Below are 12,044 nucleotides of genomic sequence, written 5' to 3'. Positions count from 1 at the left end.
AACCGTGCCCGGATTATTCGGTCAGCCCATGTTTGCGAATGCAATGGCGCAGCTGGTCATAGGTAAGGCCCAGCGCCTTCGCCGTCTGGCGCTGGTTCCAGCGATTGGCGCCCAGGTGATGCTCCACAATCTTGCGCTCATAGGCATCAACCGCTTCGCGCAGATCGCTGATCGAATCGTAATCCTGCGCAGCCGGCATGGCTGACGCGGTCGGCGCCGTATCCCGCCCGGCTTCGGGCGGGCGCGGCGGCGCAGCGGGTTTCCACGGGCTTTCGAACGGGTCGAACTGCACGTAGGAAATCGGCCGATCCCAATTGTCCCAGCGATAGACCGCACGCTCCACCACATTGCGCAATTCGCGGACATTGCCCGGCCAGGGATAATCCTCGAACTGCTGGCGGACATGGTCGGAAAAGCCGGGCCAGTCATGCCAGCCGAGTTCGGCAGCCATCCGGCGCCCGAAGAAATCGCACAACACGCCCACATCCCCTTCGCGCACGCGCAGAGGGGGGAGAGTGATGACTTCAAAGCTCAGCCGGTCGAGCAGATCGGCGCGAAACCGCCCCTCCTCCGCCAGTTTCGGCAGGTCTTCATTAGTGGCGGCAACGATTCGCACATCGACACGGATCGGGCGGGAAGAACCGATGCGCGTCACCTCCCCATATTCCACCGCGCGCAGCAAACGCTCCTGCGCACCCATGGACAATGTGCCCAGTTCATCGAGAAACAATGTCCCCCGGTCCGCTTCTTCAAAGCGCCCTTCCCGCGCCCGTGTCGCGCCGGTGAAAGCGCCGGCTTCATGGCCGAACAATTCCGCTTCGATCAGCGTTTCGGGCAAGGCCGCGCAATTCATGATGACCAGCGGCTCCTCCCACCGGTCAGACAGGCGGTGGAGACGTTCGGCGATCAATTCCTTGCCGGTTCCGCGTTCCCCGATGACCAGCACGGGCCGGCGCATCGGCGCGGCGCGGCTGGCGCGTTCCACCGCATCGAGGAAGGCCCCGGACTGGCCGATAAACTGCTTATCCCGATCCACGACCGACATATAGTGGGATTTCCCAACATCTGGCAAGAATTACCACGTGTCGGAATTGCCGAATGCGCAAAAACCAAGGAAATCCGCCATTTTCCGGAATTGGCACGGCGCTTGCTGATATGTGAACGTAAACGCACCAGGAGGAATTCACATGTTCGATCGCAGCTTCTTCGCCAGCAAGCTCGGCTTCGCCGCGCTGGTGAGCATCGCCGCGATGAGCGCGTTTAACGTCTTTGCGTTGACGCAACAAATCGGCATGACGCCCCACGCGGCGATGGTCGCCGCGCCGTTGGTCCAGCTGGCATGAGCCAGGAAGACAATAATCCACTGGTGCCGGTGGGCGGCAGCTCATCCTCGCGGATCGACCGCGAGATAGAGCGGCTGCGGACCAGCCCCACCCCGACCCGCGACACGCTTTCCACAGGAGTTCCCTGGATGGGCATCTTTTCCCGAACCCGCGATATCATTGCCGCCAATTTTACCGAGCTGCTCGACCAGGCCGACGACCCGGCCAAGATGATCCGCATGATCATCCTGGAAATGGAAGAAACGCTGGTGGAAGTGCGGGCGAGCGCGGCACGGACGATTGCCGACCAGAAGGAAATGCACCGCCACACGGTCAAGCTGGACAAATTGCAGGCCGATTGGGCGGAAAAGGCTCAGCTGGCGCTGAGCAAGGACCGCGAGGATCTGGCCCGCGCCGCCCTGATGGAAAAGAAGAAGGCCGGCGACATGTCGGACCAGCTGAAGCAGGAAATTGCCGTGCTCGACGATGCGCTGCGCGCTTACGAGCAGGACATCCAGAAGCTGCAGAACCGCCTGCGCGAAGCGCGCAGCCGGCAGAGCCAGATCGCGGCCCGGCTGGAAAGCGCCGAAAACCGCGTCAAGCTGCGCAGCCTGATGACCAATGAACGCGTGGACGAGGCGCTGACCCGTTTCGACCAGCTGGAACGCCGCGTCGATTATGCGGAAGGCCGGGCGGACTCGCTGAATATCGCCGGCGAAGGGAAGAAGTCGCTCGCCGATGAAATCGAGGCGCTGGGCGGATCGGACAAGATCGACGCCGAACTGGAAGAGATGAAGCGCGCCCTGGGCATGGGCAACGAGAAAAAAGGGGACTGATCCATGGACGAAGTTATCATTATTGCGGCCATTTTTCTCGGCCTGCCCTGGATCATCTTCCATTACATCACGAAGTGGAAGACCGCGGCGACCATCACCAATGACGACGAAGCCCTGCTGGAAGAGCTTTACCAGCTCGCCAAGCGGCTCGACGAACGGATGGACACGGTCGAACGGCTGGTCGCCAGCGACAACCCCGATTTCAAACCCGCGCGGGTCCAGCATGACCGCGATATCGACAACCAGCCGCTGCGCGAACTTGATCGCATGCTCGGCCAGAAAGGAGAACGCCGGTGACCAGCGAACGCACCAAATTCTATCGCGACAAGCAGAATGCGAAGCTGATGGGCGTCTGCTCCGGACTGGAAGATTATACGGGCATTGACGCGATCTGGTGGCGCCTGGCCTTCGTGATCCTCACGATTTCGACCGGCTTCGGCATCCCCGCCTATTTCGCGCTCGGCTTCCTTTCGAGCAAGAAACCGCCGCATCTCTATGTCGACGCGCAGGAACAGAAATACTGGCAGCGCGTGCGACAGAGCCCGAAGCGTACGGCCCGCGAAATCCGTGCCCGCTTCCGCGATATCGATCGCCGGCTGGCCGAAGTCGAAACCTATTACGTGACGGGCAACCGCAGCCTGTCGGCCGAAATCGAACAATTGCGCTGAACAATACAGGACGGAGAACGGTATAATGGATGCAGGGACAATCGGAGTATTCATTCCAATCATCGCACTGATGATCCCGTTCTTCGCCATCTGGATCAAGCACCGCGAAAAAATGATGGACCGGCAGATCGACAGTACGGCCGCGTCCAGCGCGGAAAAGGCGGCGCAATATGCCTCGCGCGTTCAGGAGCTGGAAGACCGGGTCCGCGTGCTGGAGCGCATCGTCACCGACGGCGGTTACAATGTCGCCACCCAGATCGAGGCATTGAGAGATCAGCGCCAGGTGGAAGAGCGGCTCGAAAGCAGCCGCGAGAGAGCCGCAAACTGACGGATATTTGAGGGAACACGCCACGGCGGCCGGCCAGGGCTGCAAACCGAGGGAGGCAGATTATGGATTGGGGAGGTCCGGCTTTCATCGTTGCCATCATCCTGGTGAGCACGTTGGGCTGGCTGGTAAATAACTGGATCAGGGCCAAGCACGGCTATCCGCTGGAGGATGAATGGGGCGGCGAGACCGAACCGGCCGAGCAGGAAATCATCGCCCGCCTGCGGGACGAGAATGAACGCTTGCTGGTCCGGCTGAATGCGAGCGAGGATCGCCTGGCCGTTCTGGAAAAGATCGTGACCGAGCCGGGATATCAGCTTTCCACCGAGATCGAGAAATTGCGCGAGGAGGCCGATGGCTCGGCCAGCAAGAGGAGTGCGGCATAATGAACCCGGCAATGGTGATAATACTGGCCTTGATCGTGGTCGGCCTGCCGGTCGTCGCCGGCATCGGGCTGGAAGCTTACAAGCGCCACGTGCGCTTCAAGGAGAAGGAGCTGGAACTCATGGCCAGCAATACTGCCGAGAAAGCCGCCCAATATGCGGCGCAGATCGAACGCATGGAACAGCGCATGCGCGTGCTGGAACGGATTGCGACCGATCGCGGAGCCGACCTGGCGCAGGAAATCGAAGATCTGCGCAACAAGCCGGTGAATTGAGAGGAAACGCGGCAATGGACCCGATCATCAACGCCGACATCGCCTTTGACAGCGATTTCGTCCGGTGGGGCGCAGGTCCGTCCGGACGGGAGAAGGTCCGGTGAGCTTCTGGACTTTCATTTTCCTGATCGTGATCGCCGGTATTCTCTACAAGGCGTGGCGCACCAGGCAGCTCTCCGAACACGGCATGTATGAGGATGAAAACGGCACGCCGCGCCAGTTCGGCAATCGCCAGCGCGAGGCGGAACTGGAACGCGAGGTCGAGGAATTGCGCGAGCGGATCCAGGTGCTGGAACGCATCGCCACCGACAATCGCGGCGCAAAGCGGCTGTCCGATGAAATCGACAAGCTGCGCGACGAATAAGCTCTGGAAGGAGGCAGTGACACCATGATCTTGAGCGAACCCATGCTGATCGCCGCCTGTGCCCTGATCGGCCTGCTGGTAATTGCCGCTGCCGCGCTGAAAGGCTGGCAGGACTGGCTGGCGCTGAAATCGCGCGAACTGGAACTGAACAGGCGCGCCCAGCCCGCGGAAGTGGATAGCGGCCATCGCGAAGGTGCAGCGCGCATCGAACTGGCCGATCTGAAAGAGCGCATTCGCAAGCTGGAAGCCATCGCCAGCGGGGTGGATTTGTAGGGGGCGCCGTGGGCAGCCCCCTCGCTCGTCCGCACGGATGGGCAGAAGATGTTTGAAAACCACTCGCAAGTCGATAGACGCGGCTCATGCGCTCACTCGACGATATCCGCGAAGAATATGAATTCCTCGAAGGCGATGAACGCTATCGCCTGCTGATCGAACTGGGGCGGGAACTGGATGAAATGCCGGCCGCGCTGAAGACCGATGCCACCCTGGTTCGCGGCTGTTCCGCGCAGGTCTGGGTCTATCCCACGGAGCAGGGAGACACGCTGCATTTCCTGGCCGACAGCAACGCCGCCATCACCAAGGGTATCGTCGCGCTCGTAATCTCCGCCGTGCAGGACAAGCCGGCCGAAGAAGTGGCGAAGATGGACATCACCGCCGCGCTCGAACCGTTCGATCTGCGCAACCAGCTCAGTTCCAACCGCACCCAGGGCGTGCCCAATATGATCGCGCTGGTGCAGGAACACGCCGCGCGCATCGCGGCGGCCTGATCATGCCGCGGCCGTTCTGGTTCGCGGCCGGCCTGTTCTTCCTGACACTTGGCTGGATCGGTGTGATCCTGCCGATGATGCCGGGCTTCGTGTTCTTTCTGGTGGCGGCATTCTGCTTCGCACGCGGCAACCCCGCTTGGGAGCGCAAGATGCTGGAGCATCCGCGATACGGCAAGGCCCTGCGCGACTGGCGCGAAAAACGGGCCATTTCCCGCAAGGCGAAGATTTCGGCCATCACGGCAATGGCGCTGGCCGGTTCCCTCACCTGGTATCTGGTTGGCTATCCCTGGGCGCTGTTGTCAGTCGGAATGCTGGTGGCCGTGGCAGTGTGGATCTGGACCCGCAACGAATAGATTGCTTCGCCTCCTCGTAATGACGAGGATATCAGGCGGTACGATCAGCCGCCCGCGCTCTCCCGCACCACGGCGATACCCGCCTCGCGCTGGCGCTTCAGTTCCGCCTTCAGCTTTGCCGGATCGCGGGCGAGGACAAAGCCGAAGCTGACCCCGCCTTCCTTGCCGATGGTTGCATGATGCAGCTTGTGCGCCTGCACCAGCCGCTTGGCATAGCCGCGTTTGGGCACCCAGCGGAAATAGCGCTGATGCACCAGCCCGTCATGGATCAGCGTGTAGATTATTCCGTAACCAAGAATGCCGAGCCCGATCCAGGTGCCCGGCCACCAGGCATTTTCACCCATTACCAGCGGGCTGCCGACGGCGAACATCGAAATGCTCATCACGGCACCCACCAGCCCGTAGAGATCATTCTTTTCCAGCAATTTGTCATGCGGTTCATGATGGTCGCGGTGCCATGCCCAGCCGAAGCCGTGCATGATATATTTGTGGCTGGCCCAGGCGACCCATTCCATGGCCGCCATGCTGGCCAGCACGATCAGCAGAGGTGCGATCCATTCCATGTGGGCTAAATAGGCTTTTCGCGCGCAAAGCGACAGCCCCCGCTTGCCTTGCCAGCAATCACGCGCCATTTGCCCCGGCATGGCCAGCAAACCACGCACATTGTACGAGAAGATCTGGGACGAACACGTTATCGAACGGCGGGAGGACGGCACATGCCTGATCTTCATCGACCGTCACCTCGTCCACGAAGTCACCAGCCCGCAGGCTTTCGAGGCATTGCGCCTGACCGGCCGCAAGGTCCGCCGGCCCGAACTGACGCTGGCCGTGCCCGATCACAACGTGCCGACCACGGCGCGACTCGACGCGGCGGGCAATCGCCTGCCGATCGAAGATCCGCAAAGTGCGCAGCAATTGGCCGCGCTGGAGAAGAATGTCGCCGATTTCGGCATCCGTTATTTCGGCGCAACGGCGCGGGAACAGGGCATTGTCCATGTGGTCGGCCCGGAACAGGGATTTTCCCTCCCCGGCACCACGATTGTCTGCGGCGATAGCCACACGGCCGCCCATGGCGGCGTTGGCGCGCTGGCCTTCGGCATCGGCACCAGCGAAGTCGAACATGTGCTGGCCACGCAGACCCTGCTGCTGAAGCAATCGAAGACGATGGAAGTGCGCGTCGAAGGCGATTTGCCCGAAGGCGTCAGCTCCAAGGATCTGATCCTGCACATTGTCGGCGCGATCGGCACGGCCGGCGGCACCGGCCATGTGATCGAATATCGCGGCAAGGTGTTCGAGGAGATGAGCGTCGAAGGCCGGTTGACCGTCTGCAATATGAGCATTGAAGGCGGTGCCCGCGCCGGCCTGGTCGCGCCCGACGAAAGGACCTTCGCCTATCTCAAGGGCCGCCCCTTCGCACCGCAGGGCGCGGAATGGGATGCGGCGCTCGAATACTGGAAGACGCTGCGCACTGATGAAGGCGCAAGTTTCGATAAATCCGTGGTGATCCAGGCCGCCGATGTCGAACCGACCGTAACCTGGGGCACCAGCCCGGAAGACACGGTGGCGATCGGCGGCGTCGTGCCCGCACCGGAAAGCTTCAGCGATCCGTCAAAGCAGGAAGCAGCGCGGGCCAGTCTCAAATATATGGGACTGGAACCCGGACAGGCCATGTCCGACATCGAAGTGCAGAACATCTTCATCGGCAGTTGCACCAACAGCCGGATAGAGGATCTGCGCGCCGCGGCCGAAGTGCTGAAGGGCCGCAAGAAGGCCGACAATATCAAATGGGCCATTGTCGTCCCCGGCTCGGGCCTGGTGAAGATGCAGGCCGAAGCGGAAGGGCTGGACAAGATCTTCACCGATGCCGGGCTGGAATGGCGCGAACCGGGCTGTTCGGCCTGTCTCGGCATGAACCCGGACAAGGTGCCTGCGGGTGAACGCTGCGCGTCCACCAGCAACCGCAATTTCGTCGGCCGGCAGGGCCCCGGTGCGCGGACGCATCTGGTCAGCCCCGCAATGGCCGCTGCCGCCGCGATTACCGGCAGGCTGACAGACGTGCGGGATCTTGCCCGCTAGTCCGGTCCGCAAATCCGCTTTTCAACCGGTCGTCGCGCCCGATACGCGCGTGCTGATACTTGGCAGCCTGCCGGGTGAAACCTCACTCGCGCAGCAGCGATATTACGCCCATCCCCAGAACCGTTTCTGGCAGCTGGTCGGCCATGTGATCGGGGTGGATTTGCCCGCGCTCGATTACGAAGCAAGGCTGGCTGCCCTGCTCGCGGCAAGGATCGGATTGTGGGATACGGTCGCCTCCGCCCGCCGCGAAGGGAGCCTCGATGCGTCCATGCGCGATGTGCAGCCGCGCGCCTTGCCGGAACTGACCGCGACTTTGCCGGATCTGCGCGCCGTGGGCTTCAACGGCCGCAAATCGCAGGCTATCGGGATGAAGCAGCTGGCCGATAGCGGGCTGGCATTGGTACCCCTGCCCTCTTCCAGTCCGGCCCATGCGAGCATGAGCCTGGGGGAGAAACAAAACCTTTGGGCAGAGCTCGGCAAATACCTGCCTTGAGACTTGTTTCCGCGCCGCGAGAGTAGCATTGAGTGGCCATGAGCAAGAAAAACGAATTGGGCATCGGCGGCAAGGCTGCCATCGCCGGCGCGATCGGTTCCGCGGCTGTGGCTGCGGCGCTGCTGTTCGTCAGCAAGAAGAAGAAGGACGAGAAGCTGAAAAGCTTCACCACGCCCTTTGACGAACAGCCGGAGACGGATTGATGGAACCCGTGCGCGAAGTGGAAGGCCGCGCCTATCCCTTCGGCCGCAAGAATGTCGATACCGACCTGATCATCCCCGCGCGCTGGCTGAAAACGATCAGCCGCGAAGGTCTGGGCGAAGGCGCATTCGAGGCCGTGCGGGAAGACAAGGACAATATCTTCGACAATCCGGAATTCGCCGGCGCGCCGATCATTGTCGCGGGCGATAATTTCGGCTGCGGTTCCAGCCGCGAACATGCCGCCTGGGCCCTGCTGGACATGGGCGTGAAGGCAGTGATCGCGCCAAGTTTTTCCGACATCTTTTCCGGCAATGCCTTCAAGAACGGCATCCTCACGGTCTCCCTGCCGCAGGAACAGGTGGACCGTCTGCTGGAAGTGGCACAGACCGATCCGATCTCGATCGATCTGGAAAACCAGGTCGTCACCACGCCCTTCCAGGACCGTTTCAGCTTCGACATCGATCCTTTCCGCAAGCATTGCCTGCTGGAAGGGCTGGACGAAGTGGGGCTGACGCTGGCGCAGAACGATACGATCCGCAAATATGAGGATCGGCTGGCTGCGCAAAACCCTGGCTGGCCCGGGGCACAAGCGTCGCGGCCTGACAAATCCTGCCGGCGCATATTTCCCGGCCTTGTCGTCGCAAGGCTTTTGCTTATAGCGCCGCTCTTGCAAGAAGCCCGACGGTCCGACAGGCTCGGAACGAACGGTTCTTCATAATCGAATCTATTGGCGAAAGGCCCGAAACACATGACCGATTTCAAGGATCGCGAGCGCGGCGAAGAAGCCAAGTTCGCCATGGACGAGGAAACCGCGTTCCGCGTCGCCGCGCGGCGCAATCGCCTGCTGGGCCAGTGGGCGGCGGAAAAGATGTCGCTGACCCCCGAAGAAACCGAAGCCTATGCCAAGGCGGTGGTCCAGGCGGATTTCGAAGAAGCGGGCGATGAAGACGTGATTCGCAAGGTTCTGGGCGATCTGACCGCTGCCGGATGCGACATTGACGAAGCCGGTGTGCGTGCCGCTCTCGCGGAAATGGCCATCGAAGCGCGCCGCCAGTTCATGACCGGATCATAACGCCATGGCGATGCCGGCAGCCGAAATCGAAGCGCTGATCAAGGCCGCCCTGCCCGATGCCGACGTGGTGATCGAAGATCTTGCAGGCGATGGCGATCATTATATGGCGCGCGTCATTTCCCCCGCATTCGCCGGGAAAAGCCGCGTGCAGCAGCACAAGATGGTCTATGAAGCACTCGGCGGCCGCATGGGCGGGGAGCTTCACGCCTTGCAACTGACGACAGCCGTTCCCAACTGACTGTCACGATCGAATTCAAGCAAGGCCAGGTAATGTCCGAAACCAACGAACGCATTTCCAAGATCGTGGGCGACCACGACGTCGTCCTTTTCATGAAAGGCACGCCGCTTTTCCCGCAATGCGGTTTTTCCAGCCGTGCGGTGGCAATTCTCGACCATTGCGGCGTCGCTTATGACAGCGTCGACGTGCTGCAGGATTCGGAAATCCGCCAGGGCATCAAGTCCTATTCGGATTGGCCGACCATTCCGCAGCTCTATGTGAAGGGCGAATTTGTCGGCGGCAGCGACATCATGATGGAAATGTACGAAGCCGGCGAATTGCAGCAGCTCATGAACGAAAAGCAGGTCGCCAAGGCCGAATAAGGCCGGGCAGACAGGTTTGAACGGCCCTCGGGCCATGTCGGGCTCCCGCAAGCGGGGCCCGTTTCATTTGCGGCATGGTGAAACCCGCCTCCCGCCTTGCCCGCAATACGATATGAGAGCGGATGGCCGGGATCAGGCCGGTGGGAAGGCGGCACATGGCCGCCTTCACGCCATTATCAGTCGGCGAAAGGATCCCGCACCAGGATTGTATCGTCGCGTTCAGGACTGGTCGAAACGCTGGCCACCGGACATTCGATCAATTCTTCGATCCGGCGGATATATTTGATTGCCTGGGCAGGCAGTTCGGCCCAGCTGCGTGCGCCTGCGGTCGTCTCGCTCCAGCCTTCGATCTCTTCATAGACCGGTTCGACACGGGCCTGTTCGGCGGCGTGGCTGGGCAGATAGTCGATTACTTCTCCATCCAGGCGATAGCCGGTGCAGATACGGATCGTTTCAAAGCCGTCCAGCACGTCCAGCTTCGTCAGCGCAATACCGGTCACGCCGCTGATGGCGCAGCTCTGCCGGACCAGTACGGCATCGAACCAGCCGCAGCGTCGCTTGCGTGACGTCACGGTGCCGAATTCATGCCCCTTGCGGCCCAGCGTCTCACCCGTTTCGTCTTCCAGCTCCGTCGGGAACGGGCCAGAACCTACGCGCGTGGTATAGGCCTTGACGATGCCGAGCACGAAGCCGGCCGAATTCGGACCCAGCCCGCTGCCGCTCGCCACCGTTCCGCTGACGGTGTTGGAACTGGTGACGAAGGGATAGGTGCCGTGATCGACATCCAGCAGCACGCCCTGCGCGCCTTCGAACAGGATCTTCGCTCCTTCCTTGCGCACATCGCGCAGGCGTTTCCACACCGGCTGCGCGAATTGCAGGACGAAAGGCGCGATTTCGCGGAGTTCCGCCAGCATGCCGCACGGTCCACCGGCGGTTCGCCAAAGCCGGCCCGCAGCGCATCGTGATGAGCGCAAAGCCGGTCCAGCTGCGGTTCCAGCTCGTCCAGATGGGCCAGGTCGCAGACGCGGATCGCACGGCGGCCGACCTTGTCTTCATATGCCGGTCCGATACCGCGCCCCGTCGTGCCGATCTTGCCCTTCCCGGCGGCAGATTCGCGCAGCCCGTCCAGATCGCGATGCAGCGGCAGGATCAGCGGGCAATTATCGGCAATGCCGAAATTTTCCGCCTCGATCGATACGCCCTGGCCTTCAAGCCGTTCAATCTCCGCCTTCAGCGCCCAGGGGTCGAGCACCACGCCATTGCCGATCAGCGACAAGGTGCCGGTCACAATGCCGCTGGGCAGCAGGCTGAGCTTGTAGGTCGTATCGCCTACCACCAGCGTGTGGCCGGCATTGTGGCCGCCTGGAAACGGACAACCACATCGGCACGGCTGGCCAGCCAGTCGACGATCTTTCCTTGCCCTCGTCACCCATTGGGCGCCGATCACGGTAACATTAGCCATGGATACACTCCTCCACCCTGCCAGCTGGATCCGGATCGCCCTTCGACAGGACTCGGCGAGCGGATGGAATAGACGGGCCGCAACAGCCCAGAATGCGCCGGCGCCCTACAAAGCCGCTTCGCACTGCGTCAAGGCCCTAGCAGAATGTCGCGCGGGGCGTGTCATTTTCATCCCCGGCACCTCCATGAACGCCCGCCGATCTTGCCACTTCTGTTCTGCAAAGGCCGTACAGCAGGCTACTGCGCCAGGGACAGTAACCAGATTGAAAGCATGATATTTCCCGAACTGAGCGGCGCGGCCCGGCCTGCGCCCTGCCCATCGTGAAAATCATTTCGCCATCTCAACGGATCATTAGCCAATTCGGCTCCAAAGAGCATGCACAACGGAGAGTGCATGATGTTGGCAAGGTCGCAGCCGGCGGTTCTGGAACCCATTGGCGATAGACGCAGAAAATCCCGGAAAAGGCTGCGCCTGCAAGCGCTCCATACCGCTGATCCGCAGGCGAATCAGGAAGAGGTCCTGATTCATGACCTGTCCGAAACCGGCCTGCTTCTGGAAAGCTCGCTGCAGCTGAAAGTCGGCGAGACTGTTCAGGTCGATCTGCCCACGCTGAAACAGGTCAGCGCGCGAATCGTGTGGCAGAGCGGCAAGCTGTATGGTTGCCAGTTCAACCAGCCGATCCCGCGATCGGCCCGCAGCGCCGCTATCCTGCGTTCCCCGCCACTGGAGCGCCAGGAGGCGCTGAAACTCCGTGGACAACCAACGCACTTGCCGAAGCGCCGGAACCGGCAGTGGAGCTTTTTCCGCGCGGTGTCCGGATGGCGCTGGCGCTTGGCCTGATGCTGGC

At 61.7% G+C, this 12,044-nt stretch carries 20 protein-coding genes and 2 pseudogenes; 19 read left to right on the top strand and 3 right to left on the bottom strand.

Annotation, left to right across the window (positions count from 1 at the left end; translation table 11 throughout):
* Positions 1–13 precede the first annotated feature (13 nt).
* The gene (pspF, locus tag WYH_RS00100) at positions 14–1,036 is read right to left on the bottom strand and encodes a phage shock protein operon transcriptional activator (RefSeq protein WP_046904644.1); all 1,023 of its coding nucleotides are present in this window, start codon (positions 1,034–1,036) and stop codon (positions 14–16) included.
* Between the two features lie 151 nt (positions 1,037–1,187).
* Between pspF and WYH_RS16930 the strand changes: the two genes are divergently transcribed.
* The 11 genes from WYH_RS16930 to WYH_RS00050 all read left to right on the top strand — a co-directional run bounded on the left by WYH_RS16930 (position 1,188) and on the right by WYH_RS00050 (position 5,293).
* Positions 1,188–1,343, top strand: coding sequence for a hypothetical protein (locus tag WYH_RS16930; RefSeq protein ID WP_169780657.1), 156 nt, complete (start codon positions 1,188–1,190; stop codon positions 1,341–1,343).
* Entirely contained in the window at positions 1,340–2,158 is an 819-nt protein-coding gene (pspA, locus tag WYH_RS00095) for a phage shock protein PspA (protein ID WP_082347678.1), read from the top strand. Before WYH_RS16930 ends, pspA begins: the two co-directional genes overlap by 4 nt.
* Positions 2,159–2,161: 3 nt before the next feature.
* Positions 2,162–2,455 (top strand): envelope stress response membrane protein PspB, encoded by a 294-nt coding sequence (pspB, locus tag WYH_RS00090; protein ID WP_046902200.1) that lies wholly within the window; start codon positions 2,162–2,164, stop codon positions 2,453–2,455.
* A complete protein-coding gene (gene pspC, locus WYH_RS00085; RefSeq protein WP_046902199.1) occupies positions 2,452–2,826 on the top strand; it encodes an envelope stress response membrane protein PspC in 375 nt (124 codons plus the stop codon). Before pspB ends, pspC begins: the two co-directional genes overlap by 4 nt.
* Before the next feature lie 25 nt (positions 2,827–2,851).
* The gene (locus tag WYH_RS00080) at positions 2,852–3,154 is read left to right on the top strand and encodes a hypothetical protein (protein ID WP_046902198.1); all 303 of its coding nucleotides are present in this window, start codon (positions 2,852–2,854) and stop codon (positions 3,152–3,154) included.
* A 62-nt stretch (positions 3,155–3,216) separates the two neighbouring features.
* A complete protein-coding gene (locus WYH_RS00075) occupies positions 3,217–3,537 on the top strand; it encodes a hypothetical protein (RefSeq protein WP_046902197.1) in 321 nt (106 codons plus the stop codon).
* The gene (locus WYH_RS00070; protein ID WP_046902196.1) at positions 3,537–3,809 is read left to right on the top strand and encodes a hypothetical protein; all 273 of its coding nucleotides are present in this window, start codon (positions 3,537–3,539) and stop codon (positions 3,807–3,809) included. The genes WYH_RS00075 and WYH_RS00070 overlap by 1 nt, the downstream gene beginning before the upstream one ends.
* 100 nt (positions 3,810–3,909) lie before the next feature.
* Positions 3,910–4,173, top strand: a complete 264-nt coding sequence (locus tag WYH_RS00065) for a hypothetical protein (RefSeq protein ID WP_046902195.1) — start codon at positions 3,910–3,912, stop codon at positions 4,171–4,173.
* 24 nt (positions 4,174–4,197) lie between these two features.
* Positions 4,198–4,446 carry a hypothetical protein gene (locus tag WYH_RS00060; RefSeq protein WP_156320024.1) on the top strand — a complete coding sequence of 83 codons (249 nt, stop codon included), beginning with the start codon at positions 4,198–4,200 and terminating at the stop codon, positions 4,444–4,446.
* A gap of 86 nt (positions 4,447–4,532) precedes the next feature.
* The gene (locus WYH_RS00055) at positions 4,533–4,940 is read left to right on the top strand and encodes a SufE family protein (RefSeq protein ID WP_046902194.1); all 408 of its coding nucleotides are present in this window, start codon (positions 4,533–4,535) and stop codon (positions 4,938–4,940) included.
* A 2-nt stretch (positions 4,941–4,942) separates the two neighbouring features.
* On the top strand, positions 4,943–5,293 hold the full coding sequence (locus WYH_RS00050) for a YbaN family protein (RefSeq protein WP_046902193.1): 351 nt from the start codon (positions 4,943–4,945) through the stop codon (positions 5,291–5,293).
* A gap of 44 nt (positions 5,294–5,337) precedes the next feature.
* On the opposite strand, the gene WYH_RS00045 is transcribed toward WYH_RS00050, so the two are convergent.
* Positions 5,338–5,856: a sterol desaturase family protein gene (locus WYH_RS00045; RefSeq protein ID WP_046902192.1), complete on the bottom strand. Its 519-nt coding sequence runs from the start codon at positions 5,854–5,856 to the stop codon at positions 5,338–5,340.
* 79 nt (positions 5,857–5,935) lie between these two features.
* On the opposite strand from WYH_RS00045, the gene leuC reads away from it, so the two are divergent.
* From leuC to grxD, 7 genes and pseudogenes are all read left to right on the top strand, one after another.
* A complete protein-coding gene (gene leuC, locus WYH_RS00040; protein WP_046902191.1) occupies positions 5,936–7,369 on the top strand; it encodes a 3-isopropylmalate dehydratase large subunit in 1,434 nt (477 codons plus the stop codon).
* Entirely contained in the window at positions 7,359–7,862 is a 504-nt protein-coding gene (locus WYH_RS00035; protein WP_046902190.1) for a DNA-deoxyinosine glycosylase, read from the top strand. Before leuC ends, WYH_RS00035 begins: the two co-directional genes overlap by 11 nt.
* Before the next feature lie 38 nt (positions 7,863–7,900).
* Positions 7,901–8,065 carry an isopropylmalate isomerase gene (locus tag WYH_RS16725; RefSeq protein WP_156320023.1) on the top strand — a complete coding sequence of 55 codons (165 nt, stop codon included), beginning with the start codon at positions 7,901–7,903 and terminating at the stop codon, positions 8,063–8,065.
* Positions 8,065–8,634, top strand: a pseudogene (gene leuD, locus WYH_RS00030) (3-isopropylmalate dehydratase small subunit); the annotation flags it as partial. The gene WYH_RS16725 and the pseudogene leuD, both read left to right, overlap by 1 nt.
* Before the next feature lie 177 nt (positions 8,635–8,811).
* Positions 8,812–9,135, top strand: coding sequence for a DUF1476 domain-containing protein (locus WYH_RS00025; RefSeq protein WP_046902189.1), 324 nt, complete (start codon positions 8,812–8,814; stop codon positions 9,133–9,135).
* Between the two features lie 4 nt (positions 9,136–9,139).
* Positions 9,140–9,373, top strand: coding sequence for a BolA family protein (locus tag WYH_RS00020; RefSeq protein ID WP_046902188.1), 234 nt, complete (start codon positions 9,140–9,142; stop codon positions 9,371–9,373).
* A 32-nt stretch (positions 9,374–9,405) separates the two neighbouring features.
* Positions 9,406–9,735, top strand: coding sequence for a Grx4 family monothiol glutaredoxin (gene grxD, locus WYH_RS00015; RefSeq protein WP_046902187.1), 330 nt, complete (start codon positions 9,406–9,408; stop codon positions 9,733–9,735).
* A 176-nt stretch (positions 9,736–9,911) separates the two neighbouring features.
* On the opposite strand, the pseudogene WYH_RS00010 reads toward grxD, so the two are convergent.
* Positions 9,912–11,197: pseudogene (locus WYH_RS00010) on the bottom strand (adenylosuccinate synthase).
* Positions 11,198–11,590: 393 nt separating this feature from the next.
* Between WYH_RS00010 and WYH_RS00005 the strand changes: the two are divergent.
* Positions 11,591–12,037, top strand: coding sequence for a PilZ domain-containing protein (locus WYH_RS00005; protein WP_053833304.1), 447 nt, complete (start codon positions 11,591–11,593; stop codon positions 12,035–12,037).
* Positions 12,038–12,044: the final 7 nt, after the last annotated feature.

Source organism: Croceibacterium atlanticum (assembly GCF_001008165.2).
Taxonomy (GTDB): domain Bacteria; phylum Pseudomonadota; class Alphaproteobacteria; order Sphingomonadales; family Sphingomonadaceae; genus Croceibacterium_C; species Croceibacterium_C atlanticum.
Note: the sequence above shows the minus strand (reverse complement) of the source record. Positions and strands in the feature narration are given on the sequence as shown.